Source organism: Flavipsychrobacter stenotrophus (assembly GCF_002954265.1).
GTDB classification, from domain to species: Bacteria; Bacteroidota; Bacteroidia; order Chitinophagales; family Chitinophagaceae; genus Flavipsychrobacter; species Flavipsychrobacter stenotrophus.
Genome location: NZ_PPSL01000002.1, coordinates 996,586 through 1,014,173 on the forward strand (window position 1 = coordinate 996,586; position 17,588 = coordinate 1,014,173).

Consider the following 17,588-nt stretch of genomic DNA (forward strand, 5'->3'; position numbering starts at 1 on the left):
TAATTTGTGATGCAGATCATCCTACACATAAGGGGCATTATTGTACTTTTGCACAGATGAAAAAAGTGCTTGCATTGATCATGGCCTTTGTGGCGGTGATCGTATGCTATTCATTTATCGGGAACAAAAGACCAAAATCGCCGTTATCCTTTACCGGCAAGCCTGCCAATAAAGTACAGCTAGGCGAAATGCTGTTTTTTGAAAGTCAGTTGTCTGCTACCCGGCAGCTAAGTTGCGCATCTTGCCATATTCCCGAGCATGGCTTTGCAGATACTGTTGCTTTTAGCAAGGGTATAAACGGCAGGTTGGGTAAGCGCAATGCCCCATCATGCACCAATCTAAGCGGCAGGCCCTATTTGTTTTATGATGGTCGTGCAGCTACTATTGAAGAGCAGGTAAAATTTCCTATTGAAGATGCTAATGAAATGGGCATACCTATTGGCGAGGTTGTGAAAAGATTGAATAAGGACAGAGAATATGCGTCGCTGTTCAAAGCAATATTCAATGAACCACCTACCGAGGAAAATCTTAAAGCGGCCATTGCTGCATTTGAACGTACTTTAGAAACAAGCCATACCCCATTTGACCGATACATGAATGACGACAGCACGGCAATAAGCGCTTCAGCAATACGTGGCAGGGAGCTATTTATGGGCACAAAGGCCAAGTGTTTCGACTGCCACTTCTCTCCCGATTTTACGGGTGATGAATTCAGAAACATTGGCCTGTATGATGGAGTGCAATTTACAGATGAAGGCAGGGCTGCAATATCTAAAGACAAGAATGATCTGGGTAAATTTAAAGTGCCCGGCCTGCGCAATGTAGCCGTTACCAGGCCCTATATGCACAATGGCATGTTTAAGACATTGAGAGAGGTGATAGATCATTATGATGATCCTTTCAAAGCAGTGCCGCACCCCATAAATATAGATACCCTGCTGCAAAATCCACTACACCTTACAGAGATGGAAAAGCAAGACCTTGAAAATTTCCTACTCACACTGACCGATGATCGGTTCATTAAAAAGGTGGCCAACTAGTCCACCCAAAGCAAGCGCCGTCTATACCAACGACATGCAGCCCTACACTTGCATCACCGGCCGCTTTTACGATTGCTAGCTGTTCTTTCCTTATATAATTGTTGCCTATAACAAGGTGTGCGTCGGGAAAAACATCATGTAGCTGTTTTATGTTAATATCGGCATGATAATTTATCACTACATAATTTACTTCAAATGGACCACCTGAAACAGGCTCATTCAGTATCAATATGCTCTTGCCGCCCACATATAAAAGACTGTCTCTTGTGTCTACTGCTCGCTGCCATGCCTGCCAATGTATGTGTGCGGGTTCTGTAGCATAGCGGATCTTTGCCGGGGCAACAGTGTCCTGCGAAAGAACCGAATAATGGTCGCCGCTTATCAACTCCATGTGGTTGGTCTTGCCAATATTGTACACCACAAAACGCTCCTGTTGCAGGCTATACCACTTCCCTATACACATTAATAACAACAAGCCACACATGCTGCCTAATGCTATAAACAGTCCCCGTTTTTGTTTACGTAAAAGCAGCAGGGCCACACCAATTATCACCAGGTACAGCAGCACCAATTGAGGTAAGGTCAGCTTAAGAAAATGGAAGGAAGTCGGGTTAAATAATTGCAACCATTTCAACAGAGAATTGAAGCAACCTACGAGCCATACATTAATGATGCCGAAGATTGTTGCCACCGCAGGCAGCCAGCTAAAACCAATGATGAGCATGCCCAGCAGCAAGACAATGAACATAAACGCAAATGCCAGTACATTGGCCACCAGAAACATCAAAGGAAAATTGTGAAAATAATACACCACCAGCGGTGCTACCAATATCTCGGCAGCAAGACTGGCGGCAATGGTTTCAAATAGTTTGCGGTACAACCACTTCAGCCATTTGTACATCTTTACCTCCTGCTTCGGTTGTATAAACTTATAGGCAGGCGCATAGAATATAATGATGGCCAATACCGCTACAAAAGACAACTGAAACCCAAGCGAATAGAGCCACATGGGCTGCGCACATAGCAGAATAAAGGCTGTGGCAAAGAGCTGATTAAGGCTGTTGTTATTCTTACTGAAAAGTATACCCACCGCCAATAGAGAGAACATAATTGCTGCCCTTATAGCAGATGGAGAAGCCCCGGCCATAACCACATAGAACCATATAAGGGGCAATGCTACGACGTAGGCTATCCAGTTATACTTCTTGTTCTTTATCCACCTCAACAGGAATACAATAACTGCAAAGAACATCATGATATTACCCCCACTTATGGCTATTATGTGCACAATGCCGGTATCTGAGTATGACTGCCGCGTGTCATTGTCCAGATTCACTTCATCACCCAAAAGCATAGCCTGTATAAGCCCCTTGGTGGGCACGTCACTAATATACTTATCCAGTTGCACCATACACCATTTGTGGGCGCGCTCAGAAGCTGACTCATCTGCGGTGTTGTGCTGCGCGTGCAACCTTACAGCCTTAGCTGCACAAAACTGTTGGCAGCAGATATTATTATGTCGCAGATACCGAGCATGGTCAAACTCATGCGGATTACCGGCATTCGCTACTTGCTCCCACTTGCCTGGCAATAGTATTGTGTCGCCGCAGTGGTAGAGCATTGGCAAATCATCTTTATAGATGTACAAAATACCAACACCACTGGTATAGGTTATACCTCCACTGTCTATTGCCCTGATTACTTTTACAGGTATCTTCCATGAATGTTCTTTATCATTCGGCTCAGCTATTATCCGTGCGAGGCAAGTGGTATTATCTTTATAGCAATGCCTTTCATAGAACGAAGGTTGTCTTCCGGAATCATTTAGCCATGCGATACAATGGCCACCACAGGCTAATAAGCAGTTCACAGCCACAAACAAGATTACCTGACTACCGCTGGCTTTACGCAGCATCAAAATACAAAGCACAATAAACGACAGGACAACAACTATCAGTGCGTTAAACAAGTTCCACTCAGGAAAGTTATCGTATGCCATTATCCCCACTGCAAGGGGCAACAGCAATCTAAGGAAAGGAGCACTTTCCCAGGTATATGCTTTGTTCAGTGGCCAGCGATTCATGGGTTGCTAAAATAAAGTACCCCTTGCAATTTATCGAATGTTCCTTCGTTTGTTTATATATTAGCTTGATAATTCTCATCATACCCTTAATCTATGAACCGGATCGGCTATATTTTCCTCTTACTGTTAATGCTATTGAGCTTTCGTTATTCCTATGCGGCCTTTCCTATTACAACAACAACCGCCTTGTCTCAAGACAACAAAGTAGCAGCCTCAAGTTTTGAAAGGAAAGTAACACCAGCGCCTGTAGTACCAATGAAGCAATGGCTTCATGCTCATTTCAGATCTGCCGGTTCCCGCTGGGGCGGTGGTAGTGCACTGTCTATCGTCTCCGGTTCATTCACTGCATGTTCTATTATTTTAGTTGCCCTGTGTTTTGCCCCTATTGGTGCGGCTGTATTTCTGCTGTATTTATTTGCCCTATTATGTGCTATCATAGGCTTTGCTACAGGGCTTTCTGCATTATTGAACCATTGCAGCCTTAGAGGCCTGGCCATATTTGGCATGGCATTTTTGCCAGCCATGATCTTTGCATTGATCATCATAACACACCTCTAACCTTAAAAAATCAGCGCATTTTGGTTATTAGTAAGAGTTGCAACCACCTAGAAGCTGTGCACAAGTAATTGTAGGTATTGTAAAATGTGTAAAGTCCATAAGCTATGAATTTCTTATCCAGTGGGCGTTTTAGAAGAGCCATTACTAAGCTTACTTTTATTTTAAGCTGCTGCTTTGCTACATATGCGGCGTTCGCAATAATAGCTACCGGCAATAATTCGCCCAATGTTTTCATTTTTGCGCTGATAAATAGTATGTTCGCAAATCTTTTATGTTAAGTGTATTTTTAAATCTATTTCTATGAAAGTCCTATATGCAATAATGATCTGCCTTTGTACTGTGTTTGTCATTGATAGTTCTTGTTATGCCGCCTTCCCTGTAACAAACACACAAGCGCAAGAAGTATCTGTGGCAGAGGTTGTGAGTGCCACAACAGAGCAATCACCCACCCCAACGGCATTGGCCACTAAGAAGAAACACCGGCACTATCATAATCATGAGGAACAACCTGAAAAATATGACCTCAGTGTTGCTTCATTTGTTCTTGCGTTGTGCAGTATCATATCGCTGTCCTTCGCAGTTGGCACCATAGCTACGGTACTTGGCGTGCTGGGGATCATTCTTGCTGTTCTTGCTTTTATTATAGCCACACAGGCACTAAACAGAAAGCAAAAGCTACAGGGGCTGGCTATATTTGGTTTGATAATAGGCGGTGTTATTAGCTTAACGTTTATTGCTACTATAATTCCTAAACTTATTGGCTCAAAATGATCGGCGTTATAGTATGATTACTCTAATTGCGTAGTTTACGCTGCAAGCTTCCCCATATATTTATCATCTCCAAAGGACTTCGCATGCCCTGATATATGATTAATATCATAGGTCTGGCGCTATGAATACTGTCGTCGATTTTCGTACATTTACGGATATTCAATAGTAAAAATATCCTTAATTATATATGTCACGTCAGGTTTCTATTTTAGGTGCGGGCCTTGTTGGTTCGCTGTTATCCGTTATACTCAAGAAAAAAGGTCACGAGGTTACATTATATGAGCGCCGCCCCGATATGCGCACAGCATCGGGTTATGCAGGCCGCTCTATCAACCTGGCTATGAGTGCCAGGGGCTGGAAGGGATTGGAGCTTGCCGGTCTTCGCGAAGATCTGGAGGCGATTGCCATCCCGATGTATGGCCGCCAGTTGCACATGCCCGATGGTTCGCAGGCATACCAGTCTTATAGCAAGAACAACGAAGCTATCTATTCTGTAAGCCGTGGCGAACTGAACAAACGCCTGATGACGCTTGCCGAACAGAATGGTGTCAGCATTAAGTTTGAGCACAAATGCAGCAATGTAGATGTGGCCAATAACAAGCTCAACTTCTCATTACCTGATGGTAGCACACAAGCTGTTCAGGCCGATCTGCTCTTTGGTGCTGATGGTGCGTTCTCTGCACTGCGCCAAAGCTATACTCATATGGATAAGGTAAACTGCTCGCAGAACTACCTGGAATATGGTTATAAAGAACTGAACATCCCAGCCGGTAAAGATGGCGAGATGATGATGGAGAAGAATGCACTGCATATATGGCCACGTGGCAACTATATGATGATAGCACTGCCTAACACAGACAATACATTTACCTGCACTATGTTCATGCCATTTGAAGGGCCCAACTCTTTCGAAAAGCTGAAAACAGAAGCAGAGGTAAAGGCGTTCTTTGACGAGAAGTTTGGCGATGCAGTTCCGCTCATGCCAACATTGATAGAAGACTTCTTCACGAATCCTACTTCTTCACTTATTACCACGCATATAATGCCGTGGCATTATAAAGACAAGAGCGCTTTGATAGGCGATGCGGCTCATGCCATTGTTCCATTCTACGGGCAGGGTATGAATGCAGGCTTTGAAGATTGTACGATCCTTAGCGGATTGATGGATGTACATGGCGAAGACTGGACCACCATACTTAATGAATACGAGCGTAAGCGTAAGCCTAACGGTGATGCTGTTGCCGCACTGGCACTGCAGAACTTTGTAGAAATGCGCGATAAGGTGGGCGATACAGCCTTCCTGGAAAGGAAGAAGATAGAAAAAGAACTAGGCAAGAGGTATCCCGATCAGTTTGTATCGGTATATGAAATGGTATCATTCAGTCACACACCATACAATACCGCAATACAGTGCATACAAGCACAAGACAGCCTGCTGCATGCTATAATGAAGGAAGGCGACTTCTTTAAAAATGTAGAGGACGGCCGCTTTACAGCAAAGCTGGATACCTACATAACAGAGTATCACAATGCGGTGCAACAACTTGACTTTGCATAATGAAGCCTGACAAGAGATGGACGATAAAAGAGGTTGATGAGCAGGTAGTACAGGGTCTTTACGAATCATTACATGTGCACCCGGCGGTTTGCAAACTGCTGGCGGTACGGGGTGTTACAGATTATGAGGCGGCGAAGAAGTTCTTCCGTCCTGAATTATCTCAGCTTCACGACCCATTCCTGATGAAAGGGATGCAGCGTGCAGTAGACCGCATAAGTGAAGCTGTGGAGTGGCATGAACGCATAATGGTCTATGGCGACTATGATGTGGATGGCACCACTGCGGTATCGGTTGTGTATTCATTCCTCAGGAAGAATTATAAAGGTGAACTGACCTATTACCTGCCTCACCGTTACAGAGAGGGATATGGTGTATCTAAGCGGGGTATAGACTACGCTCATGGCAATGGCTATACATTGATCATTACGCTGGATTGTGGTATCAAATCGGCCGAGCTCATTAACTATGCACAGTCGCTGGGTATAGATGTGATCGTATGTGATCACCACTTGCCCGATGATCATCTGCCGCTGGCACATGCCATCCTCAACCCCAAGCAGGCAGATTGTAAGTATCCTTACAAAGAACTGAGCGGTTGCGGTATTGGCTTTAAACTGGTATGCGCGCTGGCCATGCAGTGGAAGATATCGCTTGAAGAAGTGTATCCTTACCTGGACCTGGTAGCCACCAGCATAGCAGCCGATATAGTGCCTATAGATGGGGAGAACCGCATACTGGCTTACTTTGGCATCAGGCGCATCAATGAAGATCCGTGCCCGGCTATTGCCATTCTCAAATCATTGGGTGGGGTTACCAAAGACCTTACCGTATCTGATCTGGTGTTTGTAATAGGCCCCCGTGTAAATGCAGCCGGCAGGATGGACGATGCCCGTAAGGCTGTAGAGCTATTTATAGAAACCGACGCCGAGAAGATCATATCATTGGCCGCATCGCTACACTCAGACAATGATGACCGCAGAGAAGTAGACAAAACCACCACCGAAGAAGCACTGGCATTACTGAATGGTGATAACAAAGCCTACCTGCGTAAGTCAACCGTACTCTTCCAGGAGCACTGGCATAAGGGTGTTGTGGGTATAGTAGCCTCAAGGCTTATTGACCACTATTACCGCCCTACTATAGTACTTACCGCGGCCAATGGCAAAGCCAGTGGCAGTGCCCGCTCAGTAGCCGGTTTCAACATTTACGAGGCTATACATGAGTGCCGCGATCTGCTGGAAAACTATGGTGGTCACTTTTATGCAGCAGGTGTTACCATGGGGGCAGATAAGGTGCAGCTATTCATAGATAAGTTTGAAGAGGTAGTAGCGCGAACCATTACTGAAGACCAACAAACACCAGAGATAAACATTGATGCGGAAATACCGATCGCACTCATCAAACCCACTATCAACAGTCTCATCAAGCAGTTCGAGCCATTTGGCCCGGCCAATATGAAGCCGGTGTTTGTGAGCCGCAGGGTTTATGACTACCAGGGCAACTCGAGCGTGGTTAAGGATACTCACTTGCGTATAGTAGCACAACAAGACGGCGTGGCAATAACCGAGGGTATAGGTTTTGGCCTGGCCGACAAATATGACATTGTAAAGAGCGGACCGTTTGACATGGTCTTCTGTATAGAAGAAAATGAGTATAATGGCACAACCCGCCTGCAGGTAAGGGTTATAGACGTGAGAAGAAGCATATGATACATTCCTAGCAATAACCACAACCACCATCGGGTTTCGACTGGAAAAAGGAGGAAAGTGGTTAACGTAATCAAAAAAGAGTGGCTGTCTTTCGATGGCCACTCTTCTATGTTAAGGAAACTAAAGCAGGGTTTAGATAGGGCTTTAGTAGAGACGGGTTTATAAAACAGGGTTCATATTTAACGATAGTATCTTTTTGCTATATTGAACTTTTGTGTTTGTTACCTTATATGACGCAGCACTTGTGCTGTGCGTTAGTAAATGATGAAAAAAAGTTTAAAAAGGAGGTTGCCTTGGTAGACAACCCCATTTTTACATCGCCAGAACTAATAAGGGGTTATAGGTAACAATCCGAAAAGGGTTTAAGTTATAAGTTATTATTATCTCGCCATTTTGTCCCAGGCAGCTATTCTGGTCTCTGGTGCACGGCTGATCGTATTCCTGCCATTTTCACTTTTCTTACTTGCCATCATCACCAATACTACCAGACCATAAAAGGCCACCAACACCCGAAATCTTTTTTCCATAAAATAGCTTGAAGGGTTTATGCTCTGCTTATATTGACGAGGTACTTGCAATAAATGTTAGTAATCCGTAAAATATTTTTAAAGAAAGAGGCTGCCAGCTGGCAGCCTCTTTCTACAGCTCCTAAAATTGTCAGGGATCACAGGAGTGTTCAATAGGATAGAGGCTATTGTATTGGTATCTAAATATGTTATAGTGCGGCCAAAGCAGCAGTAATATAAGACAGCGTCTGTGCCGTCATAACAGGGTTTACAACCAGACCGGCTGCTGTTGTTATGCCTGTCTGGTGGCAGTAATAATAGTTAGTGCCTATTACTGAGACACATACTATATCTATGGTAGTGCCGACCGGTACATTGTTGTAAGCAAAATCATGACCGGAACCTGGATAAGCATTACCAACAGAATTGATGGAAGGGAATATTACAAAGACAGCGGTATTATAAGCGTTGAACGTTGTATCTACGATATCGAAGTTGATATCTGTAAGAGTGCAGCCGCAAGAGTAAAAATGATCGCAGTTGATCCAGTTAAAGTGATTGCATGAATCGAACGTGTAGTAGGCTGTGGTAATGCCTGATGTATCAAGTGTAGTTCCGCCTCCTGCTGATGTGCCTGAACCGGTTGTATCGGCCGGGGTCCATGTAGTTACAGAGTCGCTATCGGTAGTGCCGATGAACAGTTCCATAGGTTGTGTAGAAGTTGCCGGCTGTTTGAAAGATGTGCTGTATTTGTTGGCAAATACTTCCTGTCCGCCCATTGTGGCCTTGATCTTTACTTCACCACCACTAATCAGCTGCCTGCCATCAGTGCTTACCGGAACGGCCATGTTGGCGATCATAGCACCTACTTTGTAGGCTTCCGTTATCTGCAGGGTAACTGTTCCACTTGTGATGATATTACCTGATGCATCTTTAAATGAATTGGGGTAGAACTTCAGTTTTGTACCACCGCTTGCTGTTACTGTTTGATAGGTGCCCGCTGTTACAGTAAATGTTTGTGGTGTTCCGCGCAGTGAACTGAATAATTGATATAGTTTGGTTTTATCGGGGACAACTACCACGGGCGTATTGTTGTGATAATCTTCTTTCTTACATCCTGAATACAGGACAATGGCCACGCAAAGGGCAATAACAATATTGACAGATCTCTTCATAAAAACAGCGGTTTAAGTTGGTTATAAGTAGTATGACGAGTGCCTACCCGGTAACGTTAGTAATTGAACGAAAATAATTTATGACTAATAATGATCAGTTGAGTTTGGTGGATTGGCGGTTTGTGTAGGTAGGTTGACGGGAATCAGAGATCCCTGCCGGTGGAGGGAAGTACGAGACTTCGCAGGGCGTGGAAATTGTTGACGGGCGTTACAAACGCCCTGCCGTTGCATCCTCGTTACAAACGAGGACGAGTGGTGGAGAAATTAAGAGGCTTCGCCCGGCGTGGGTATCAATTAGTGTGTAGTAGGGTCATGCAAATTGCAAGTTCTACTTTTTGATTGGTACTATATCTTCATCTTATCCCTGAAATTTTGAGTTAGGATGGGTTTTAGCTGGTCGTAAGACAGGAATACCCATACCTCCGATGAGCAATTGCTAGTCTGCGGATAGTTGAACGCAATACCATTGTGAGTGATGATGATATTTTCTGTAGGCACTATGTTATCTGCCGGTATTTTCTCTATGTTTTCGGGTGTCTTTACATTGTTGTATTCATTGCGCAACAGCGTGGTGAGCGTGGCTTTGTCGGGTGTAAGAATATCGGCTGTGGTAAGGATCTTTTTGTTGGCTACATCTATGTTGCGGAATGAGCGTCCATTTGAGCTGTCGTTGTAGTAGGTATATTCTGTTACCAGTATGCCATTCTCATTATACATAGGGAACATGGAGTGGTGGCAATAGGCTTTGTGATAGCCAACATTCTTGGTAGGCCAGTCAGGTTTGTAGTTGTCCTTGTATGTATTTATGTCCTTCCGTCCCTGAGCTTTGGGATAGTCGGCCCACGATGCTGCGTTAACGCTCGTGCCATTAGCCTGCTGCAGCATAATATTACTGATGAATTCAGCATCTCTTGTCTTCATATCGTCGGCAGGCTTTACACCAATAAAGCTATAGTGTACGTCCTGGCTGTATTTTGCCTTGCCTTTCTTTATTTCCTGGCCATAGGCCATTATTTCTAAAGGGGTGGCGTTGCTGTAATCTTCAGTAAGGTTTATGGCCAGTGTGTCTTTGCCATCGGCACTGCGCCATGTGCCGGTAAGTTTGTTGCCTTGAATAAAGAAATTCCAGTGTGGCACTTCTGCATGGCTTTGTGAATAGTAGTTGTCATCTATTCTGTATTCGCTTGCTTTGAGCTGTACGTTGTGCGCATAACTGAGGGGCTCTTGTATCATGAGGTACCTGAAATCTTTGGTAGCACTGTTGTAAAAGAAGCTGCCGCCATTGTTTGATCCGCCGCAATAGCCCCATCGCAGATCTATAACTACCTTGTCTTTGCCTATAGTGCCCACAAAATGTTTATAGATGTTTTCGTATTCTATGTCGCCACACTTGGTGCGGTCTCCGGCGAATATAGATTGGGTATTAAGCATGCCTGCAACGGCAATAGTTAGCATTATGGCTTTGTTGGTTTTCATAGAGAGCATACATGTATGTTTTTGTAAATTTAATAAAAAGTGATCAATTTGTCTGAATCAGGATGGTCAGGATTTTAGGAAAAGGAGGATACGGGTTGTTATTCCGATATAACCCCGGTTTATGCAGGGCTGAAGATGTTCAGCCCCTACGTTGTTGTTTTTTTTGAATGCCCGATGGAAATGAAATTCTGATCGGGCATTGAATTGGTGTAGTTGATTGGTTTTCATTTGGTTGCGGTTTTTGGTTATGCCCGATCGTGCCCGATGTTGGTTATCTGAATCAGGATTTATAAGATTAAAGGAATAACAGGATGCCCGGTGCAATCTCAAAGAGAACCGGCCCGATGGTCGTCGGTCTGAGACCGACAACGGGCGATCTTTGGGAGCGATACCCGATGGAAATGAAATTCTAATCGGGCATGGGATTAGTGTAGTTTGTTGGTTTTCATTTGGTTGTGATTTTGGGTTATGCCCGATTGTGCCCGATGACTGTTTGGTTGTGCTCAGTTGCTTTGTCCAATCGCTTACTTACTTTTCTTTGTGCTGCCGCAAAGAAAAGTAACAAAAGAAAGCGGGCACTTTTGCGAACTGCTCCGCACGCAAAAGGAGCCGGGCAGCATGTCGTTGTGGTTGGCCAGACCGCTCTTCGCAAGCTCAGCCAACGCTTCTTGCTCACCTTCAGTTGTCTTGAAATTTGAGGTAATGCCCGATGGAAATGAAATTCTAATCGGGCATAGGAGTGGTGTAAGGTGTTGTTTTTCATGTGGTTATGATTTTTGGGTGTGCCCGATCGTGCCCGATGTATTGTCTGAACCTTGACTCTCATGATGAGAGGATCGAAGGATGTCTGATGTTATCGTTATATGTGCCCGGTTAATGCAGGGCTGAAGATGTTCAGCCCCTACGTTGTTGTTTTTTTTTCAATGCCCGATGGAAATGGAATTCTAATCGGGCATTGATTTGGTGTAGTTTGTTGTTTTTCATTTGATTGTGATTTTGGTTTATGTCCGATTGTGCCCGATAATTTGAGAGTGGGAAGCGAAAGAGCGGTTTGGTGTGTCTCAAAGAGAATCGGCCCGATGGTCAAAGATTGTCGCGGTTCGAGAGCCTGCCATTGACAATCTTTGACGGTGCTGCTGGGGGCGTTTGAGGGTAACGCTTAATACGAAACGTTCATAATCTAACTCACAAAGGTCAGTAACTATAATGTTAAGCGCAAATGAACATATCCACATTTTTTGAATTGGCGGGATGCGACTGTGCGATTGGGGTTGGGGTTGATTTGTGGTTTAGAAATGTGGATATTTTGTTAAGCAGGTTTGGTTACGTACTCAAAGAGAGACGGTCTGATGGTCGGGTCAGAGACCATAAGTGTTCGAAAAGTTGCTATTGTGCTTAGATAAGGCATTGACTTAAGCATTCTTCCATATTGAATGCGCTCCTTCAGAGCTTTGTGTTATGGTGGCTTCTGACGTAGGGCTAAAACGCCCTACGCTATTGAGGACGCTCTTTCAGAGCTAGTACATTTGCTTCAGTCAATGGCATTGACCTTACCGGCAACGCCCATTTTTTGTTACGTTTTACTACAAACCGGTAGCCCCTACGGGCAATGTCATTAAGTTAAGAGAAATTCGCTTAATTAGACGTCCGATACCTGCGGCATCGTTTCAAAAATTACTATAAGATCTGCTATAGACATCTGATACCTTCGGCATCATTACATGCTATTATCACCTTAACTTAATGACATTGCCCAAAGGGACATATCACGAGCTGTTTTACTCTTTTCGAACACTTATTGTCAGAGACCCAATAAACTGTATCGTCACGAGAGCGCTGCGCTAACTCTCGACAGTAAGTCGGAGAGAATTGGTCGATGGTCGTCGATCAGAGACCTACAACAGGCAGACTTTTAGAGTCCACAATTTTTTATTTGATGGAATGAATCAGTGGTGTCGGGTTTGAGCCGGTTTGGGGGTTTAGAAATATGGACATGTTTGTAAAGGTTCATTCCAGTTTTCACCGAAGAATCGGATAGTTACGTACTCAAACAGGATCGGCCGGATCTTTGTTGGTCTTATGACCAACAAAGGCGAAAACAGCGAAGAGTATGCATTAAAAATGGTTGAACACCTATTTTAGCTCTTTCAGGTATTTGTAACTGTTGCCGTCTCTAGCCAATACATATTTATTCCAGAACAGATCACTATTGAGCGCCGGCCAGGCAAAATTCCAATCGATGAGGGTATTTACAAGATCAAGAAAGTCTGTCGACTGGTTCTTTATTCTATATTTATCCTGACTTAGATAAGTCCATTCGTAAGCTCTAAAACCCGGTCCATCTTTTAGTAAAAGTACTATCATTGTCGACTGTTTTTGGCCTTCAGCCTCATGGACAAAGCACAGTATTCTACTGAGATCTGATGGATATACCATGGATACTTTTTCCAGATCAAACTGCTGACCGGCAGTCTTGCCAACAGGTTTTGCCGCTTTATTGAGTATTGGCACTAGGTATCGGTCTGTTATACGATGCTCCATCTTTTGAATACTATCCGCCTGTTCCTTCTTAAGGCGAGTGGCTACTACATCATACATCCCCAGATAAGGCCTGTTCTCCCTTTCTTCGGTATTCCATACCGTATTCTTATTCTCATTCCACTCCGGCTCTTTAGTAAGGTCTTCCACTTTTTTAAATAGCCCTGTCTCCCAGAAATCCGGGTTAAATGTAGTAGCGTCTGCTGTAAAGAAATTAAGGGCCAGCAACTGGCTGAAGAATCTGAGCCTGGCTGCTGCAATATCTACACCATCAAAATAAGTGACATTCCTTTTCTCATAATACCACTTGCCTTTGTAACTGACCCCAAATACTACATAGGCATAATTGCCAGGTATGGTATCGGGAAATGCATTTTCCACTTCGGTCTGGATATTTACCTGCCGGTCCTTTTTCAATATGTCTTTCAAATCTCCCTGATGTACCTGCTGCAAAAAGAACGCAACGAACTTTGTCTTATCATAATTGTATAACGAATGGTAACAGATATTGAGGTCTATATTTTCGTCTCCAAAGGCTATGATATTTTTCAGCGGATCCTTATTATATCCCTTTTGCAGATACTCATTGTTCAGCACAGCAATAGCATCTTCCCTCAGGTGCTGCTGCCTTTTTAATTCAGGCGATCTTACAGTGAGCTCTGCAATAACATCGGGGAGTATCTGAGACAACGCATTGTTGATCGTACATTGAATAGAGCTATCGGTGCATCCGAATTCGAAACCGTGGTTTTGCCAGTCGCCTATATAAGTCTTATTAATAACCAATGCTCTGGTAGTGCTGTCATATAGCTTCACCGCAATTTTCGCATACATTATATTTTTCTCCCTGTATAATTCAGCTGTAGGGAAGTTGAGCACAAAGGGAAATCTGTTACCGGTAGCCAGGCGGGACAAGCTGTTCACGCTGCCGTCGGACAGTGTATTATTGAGAATAAAAATTGCATTGGGCAACTGCTCAGCAAAACGGTATTGAAGATACTGGCGGGACATTACAGCTATAGTTTTGAAAATATCCACCTGCTTCAAAAAAGCATATTCGCTTTTAACTGCGCTCAACAGGTATGGAGGTAGTGTTGCTTCAAAACTGTTGTCACTACTATCGGCAGGCGGCTGTTGTACTATACTCAGCGTGTTGTAATCAGCCACCTGCTTTTCCAGACCCTTACCGACCATCGTCTTATATGGGGCAAGAATGACCAGTTGCGGCTGCAATTGCTGCTGAGCAAAACAAGTGCCGGTGACCAGCAAAATGAAAATCAAGAGCCTGTAAATCATAGTGAGTGTGTGTGTTTATGTCCATATATTGAGAACATAACTGTAAATATAATTTCATAAAAAAAGCGGCTGTAAACACAGCCGCTGTATCAAAAAGTGTAATTTAAATCGTTTATACGCCTACCATTAATGGCATGAGCAATGTTAGTAATTGTTCATTTTCTACTGTGTCTACCGGCTTGAAGATACCTGCACGTGTAGGTGTGCTCAGTTCCAGCAATACTTCAGTTCCTTCCAGGTTGTTGATCAGTTCTATCATCAGCTTGGCATTGAAGGCTATCTTCATATCCTCGCCATTGTACTGACAGCTGAGCATTTCCTTTCCTTCGTAAGAGAAGTCGATATCCTGTGCGCTGATCTGTACTGCATTACCGTTGATATCCAATACGACCTGGTTGGTGGTCTTGTTGGCAAATATGCTTACACGACGCAGTGCGCTGATGAAATCGGCACGGTTGATAGTAAGGTTATATGGATTTTCGGAAGGTATTACTGCTTTGTAGTCAGGGAAGCGAGCATCGATCAAACGGCAGCTTAAGCTGAACTTTTCGCCTGTAACAAACAGGTGGCTGCTGTTGTAAGCCAACTGCAATGAAGATGCATCGGGGGGCAAAGTAGCGCGTAACTGCTGCAGCGGCTTCTTAGGTACTACGAAACCATCTTTTGCAGGGCAGTTAACATCGTTGCGGCGGAACTGTACCAGGCGATGCGCATCGGTAGATACAAAAGTGATGCTGTTAGGCTCCATTTCGAAGTAAACACCTGTCATGGCAGGGCGAAGGGTATCACTGCTCACGGCAAACAATGTTTTGTTGATGCTCTCCAGCAAAGAGATAGAAGGCATAGTGAACGCAGATGTATCAGACGGTGCCGGCTCCTTAGGGAAGTCGTCAGCTCTTTCGCCTGTGATACGGTATTTACCTATGTCACTCGACATTTCTATAGAAAGGTCGTTCTCGTTGATATTGAAATTGATCGGTTGCTCTGGCAGGTTCTTGAGGTATTCAGTAAGAATCTTAGATGGTATGCAGATACGTCCGCTACCTTCAGCATCGCTTACTTCCATTTGTACCCTCATCATTGTTTCCAGATCGGTAGCAGTGAGTGTTAGGGTAGTGCCGCTTAATTCGAACAGAAAATCTTCCAGTACTGAAAGAACGGTATTAGAACTGATCACACCGCTGATTTGTTGCAGGTTTTTGAGCAGGGCATTTGATGTTACAATAAAACGCATGTAATTGATGTTTGGAGACAAAGATAATCATCCTTGAGCCATGCCCGCCGACTATTACTGTGGTGTGGATAAATAGGAATAATGTGTGGATAGGTGTTAACAACCTGTAGATAAAGGTTATTCTTCCTCGTTTTTACGAACAAATCCCATTATTGCAGATACAACGGCGAGAACCAGCAGGATGTTAATAAGCACGCCGGTTCTGAACCAGAAATAGCCAGCTACCCACCCCAGGAAAAGGATGATGGCAACAATGTATAAAATGCCTCTTAGTGCCATAAAAATAGAATGAGTAAAAATAAGGGAAAGTGTTGAATTATATGAGACTTTGAGAATGGCGAGAGGTTTAAAAAGCTTGATTACATACATAGACATCCGATACCTTCGGCATCGTGTATTTAAATCATCTATTTTCTATAAACATCTGATGCCTTCAGCATCATTACACGTAATGGTACTTCCTTTGGCAGACGATGAGCAACAACAGAAAAATTTGCTTAAAATGCAGTTTATTCCATGCCTATATCTGATCATTTAGTTAGAGCAAGTGAGCAGTAAATAAATTAAGGCCAGTAATTTTGCATTATGTTGAAAAATGCGCTTTACGACAGTCTGGGAATTGGGTACAATACAACGAGAAAGGCAGACCCGTATATTGTGGGTCATTTGTATGAATTGCTGCAACCCATAGATGGGGGAAGCTATCTGGACATAGGTTGCGGCACCGGAAATTATACAACCGCACTTCATGCACGAGGGCTTAGTTTCACTGGTGTTGAACCATCTACGACCATGCTGCAGGAGGCGAGAGCGAAGAGCAATAGTATACCGTGGCTACAAGGGTATGTAGAGAACATACCGCTGACAGCTGAAAGTATGAATGGGGCGATAGCTACTTTCACAACCCACCACTGGCAACAGCATGAGCTGGGATTTGCAGAACTATACAGAGTGCTGAAACCAGGTGGACATGTGGTTATTCTGACATTTACAACACAGCAGGTGGATGGCTACTGGCTCAATCATTATTTCCCTAAAATGATACAAAATACTATGGGAAGGGAAGTTGGCTATGATGCGACCATGGCGGCTGCGTGTAAGGCAGGATTTGAAATACAGACAACAGAAAAGTATTTTGTTCAGCCGGATCTTCAAGATCTGTTTTGCTATGCGGGTAAACATCATCCACAAATGTATTTCGACCCTGCAGTAAGAAGTGGTATTTCCGCATTCGCAGTGTCGGCTGATGAAGCGGAGCTACAAGAAGGGCTTGCGCAATTGGAGCAAGATATCAGTACAGGGCAATTTGCGGCGATAAAGGATAATTATAACAGTGATAGCGGCGATTACATATTTGCGGTGTTAAGGAAGGGGTTGTGATGCAGCTTTGACAAAAATATTTTTGCTAATTATTTTGACAAAAGAAAATTTGTCTGCACGCATGTATAGGGAGCTATGGAGAACTCATCCCAAAGAGAACCGACCCGATGGTTGTTGGTCAGAGACCGACAACGGCAGAGGTGCACAAAACGAATACGTCCAGTGCGAGACTGCTTCGTTCCTGCCAATGACAGGCTTTTTGCATCCGAAAACAACTTCTGTGGAGACGCAATTATGCGTCTCTACCACTGACAGGCTACCCGG

14 protein-coding genes are annotated in these 17,588 nt (G+C 44.0%); 6 read left to right on the forward strand and 8 right to left on the reverse strand.

Going from position 1 to position 17,588, the window contains the following annotated elements; all coding sequences use genetic code 11:
• Positions 1-56: 56 nt before the first annotated feature.
• Entirely contained in the window at positions 57-1,040 is a 984-nt protein-coding gene (locus tag CJD36_RS09575) for a cytochrome-c peroxidase (RefSeq protein WP_240609329.1), read from the forward strand.
• Here CJD36_RS09575 and CJD36_RS09580 read toward each other — a convergent pair.
• On the reverse strand, positions 1,021-3,123 hold the full coding sequence (locus CJD36_RS09580) for a ComEC/Rec2 family competence protein (RefSeq protein WP_105038907.1): 2,103 nt from the start codon (positions 3,121-3,123) through the stop codon (positions 1,021-1,023). The genes CJD36_RS09575 and CJD36_RS09580 overlap by 20 nt on opposite strands.
• A 93-nt stretch (positions 3,124-3,216) precedes the next feature.
• Between CJD36_RS09580 and CJD36_RS22985 the strand changes: the two genes are divergently transcribed.
• From CJD36_RS22985 to recJ, 4 genes are all read left to right on the forward strand, one after another.
• A complete protein-coding gene (locus tag CJD36_RS22985; RefSeq protein ID WP_133162576.1) occupies positions 3,217-3,681 on the forward strand; it encodes a hypothetical protein in 465 nt (154 codons plus the stop codon).
• 300 nt (positions 3,682-3,981) lie between these two features.
• On the forward strand, positions 3,982-4,452 hold the full coding sequence (locus CJD36_RS09595) for a hypothetical protein (RefSeq protein ID WP_105038910.1): 471 nt from the start codon (positions 3,982-3,984) through the stop codon (positions 4,450-4,452).
• A 187-nt stretch (positions 4,453-4,639) separates the two neighbouring features.
• Positions 4,640-6,010 (forward strand): FAD-dependent oxidoreductase, encoded by a 1,371-nt coding sequence (locus tag CJD36_RS09600; protein ID WP_105038911.1) that lies wholly within the window; start codon positions 4,640-4,642, stop codon positions 6,008-6,010.
• Positions 6,010-7,719: a single-stranded-DNA-specific exonuclease RecJ gene (gene recJ / locus CJD36_RS09605; RefSeq protein WP_105038912.1), complete on the forward strand. Its 1,710-nt coding sequence runs from the start codon at positions 6,010-6,012 to the stop codon at positions 7,717-7,719. The genes CJD36_RS09600 and recJ overlap by 1 nt, the downstream gene beginning before the upstream one ends.
• A 380-nt stretch (positions 7,720-8,099) precedes the next feature.
• On the opposite strand, the gene CJD36_RS23230 is transcribed toward recJ, so the two are convergent.
• From CJD36_RS23230 to CJD36_RS09635, 7 genes are all read right to left on the reverse strand, one after another.
• Positions 8,100-8,246 (reverse strand): hypothetical protein, encoded by a 147-nt coding sequence (locus CJD36_RS23230; protein WP_161499261.1) that lies wholly within the window; start codon positions 8,244-8,246, stop codon positions 8,100-8,102.
• A gap of 188 nt (positions 8,247-8,434) precedes the next feature.
• Positions 8,435-9,400, reverse strand: coding sequence for a hypothetical protein (locus tag CJD36_RS09615; protein ID WP_133162577.1), 966 nt, complete (start codon positions 9,398-9,400; stop codon positions 8,435-8,437).
• Positions 9,401-9,745: 345 nt separating this feature from the next.
• On the reverse strand, positions 9,746-10,876 hold the full coding sequence (locus CJD36_RS09620) for a hypothetical protein (RefSeq protein ID WP_105038915.1): 1,131 nt from the start codon (positions 10,874-10,876) through the stop codon (positions 9,746-9,748).
• Between the two features lie 466 nt (positions 10,877-11,342).
• Positions 11,343-11,639 (reverse strand): hypothetical protein, encoded by a 297-nt coding sequence (locus CJD36_RS22990; RefSeq protein ID WP_133162578.1) that lies wholly within the window; start codon positions 11,637-11,639, stop codon positions 11,343-11,345.
• A 1,370-nt stretch (positions 11,640-13,009) separates the two neighbouring features.
• The gene (locus tag CJD36_RS09625) at positions 13,010-14,710 is read right to left on the reverse strand and encodes a hypothetical protein (protein WP_133162579.1); all 1,701 of its coding nucleotides are present in this window, start codon (positions 14,708-14,710) and stop codon (positions 13,010-13,012) included.
• A 112-nt stretch (positions 14,711-14,822) separates the two neighbouring features.
• Positions 14,823-15,944, reverse strand: a complete 1,122-nt coding sequence (gene dnaN / locus CJD36_RS09630) for a DNA polymerase III subunit beta (protein WP_105038917.1) — start codon at positions 15,942-15,944, stop codon at positions 14,823-14,825.
• 117 nt (positions 15,945-16,061) lie between these two features.
• Positions 16,062-16,223 carry a lmo0937 family membrane protein gene (locus CJD36_RS09635; protein WP_105038918.1) on the reverse strand — a complete coding sequence of 54 codons (162 nt, stop codon included), beginning with the start codon at positions 16,221-16,223 and terminating at the stop codon, positions 16,062-16,064.
• A 306-nt stretch (positions 16,224-16,529) separates the two neighbouring features.
• Between CJD36_RS09635 and CJD36_RS09640 the strand changes: the two genes are divergently transcribed.
• Positions 16,530-17,324, forward strand: a complete 795-nt coding sequence (locus CJD36_RS09640; RefSeq protein WP_105038919.1) for a class I SAM-dependent methyltransferase — start codon at positions 16,530-16,532, stop codon at positions 17,322-17,324.
• Positions 17,325-17,588: the final 264 nt, after the last annotated feature.

What these genes read in the sequence shown, in the direction of transcription:
- CJD36_RS09600 (WP_105038911.1), top strand. Translation starts at nt 4,640, where the DNA reads ATGTCACGTCAGGTTTCTATTTTAGGTGCGGGCCTTGTTGGTTCGCTG.
- CJD36_RS09615 (WP_133162577.1), bottom strand. Translation starts at nt 9,400, where the DNA reads ATGAAGAGATCTGTCAATATTGTTATTGCCCTTTGCGTGGCCATTGTC.
- CJD36_RS22985 (WP_133162576.1), top strand. Translation starts at nt 3,217, where the DNA reads ATGAACCGGATCGGCTATATTTTCCTCTTACTGTTAATGCTATTGAGC.
- CJD36_RS23230 (WP_161499261.1), bottom strand. Translation starts at nt 8,246, where the DNA reads ATGGAAAAAAGATTTCGGGTGTTGGTGGCCTTTTATGGTCTGGTAGTA.
- CJD36_RS09580 (WP_105038907.1), bottom strand. Translation starts at nt 3,123, where the DNA reads ATGAATCGCTGGCCACTGAACAAAGCATATACCTGGGAAAGTGCTCCT.
- CJD36_RS09595 (WP_105038910.1), top strand. Translation starts at nt 3,982, where the DNA reads ATGAAAGTCCTATATGCAATAATGATCTGCCTTTGTACTGTGTTTGTC.
- CJD36_RS09625 (WP_133162579.1), bottom strand. Translation starts at nt 14,710, where the DNA reads ATGATTTACAGGCTCTTGATTTTCATTTTGCTGGTCACCGGCACTTGT.
- CJD36_RS09635 (WP_105038918.1), bottom strand. Translation starts at nt 16,223, where the DNA reads ATGGCACTAAGAGGCATTTTATACATTGTTGCCATCATCCTTTTCCTG.
- CJD36_RS09620 (WP_105038915.1), bottom strand. Translation starts at nt 10,876, where the DNA reads ATGAAAACCAACAAAGCCATAATGCTAACTATTGCCGTTGCAGGCATG.
- CJD36_RS09640 (WP_105038919.1), top strand. Translation starts at nt 16,530, where the DNA reads ATGTTGAAAAATGCGCTTTACGACAGTCTGGGAATTGGGTACAATACA.
- CJD36_RS09575 (WP_240609329.1), top strand. Translation starts at nt 57, where the DNA reads ATGAAAAAAGTGCTTGCATTGATCATGGCCTTTGTGGCGGTGATCGTA.
- dnaN (WP_105038917.1), bottom strand. Translation starts at nt 15,944, where the DNA reads ATGCGTTTTATTGTAACATCAAATGCCCTGCTCAAAAACCTGCAACAA.
- CJD36_RS22990 (WP_133162578.1), bottom strand. Translation starts at nt 11,639, where the DNA reads ATGAAAAACAACACCTTACACCACTCCTATGCCCGATTAGAATTTCAT.
- recJ (WP_105038912.1), top strand. Translation starts at nt 6,010, where the DNA reads ATGAAGCCTGACAAGAGATGGACGATAAAAGAGGTTGATGAGCAGGTA.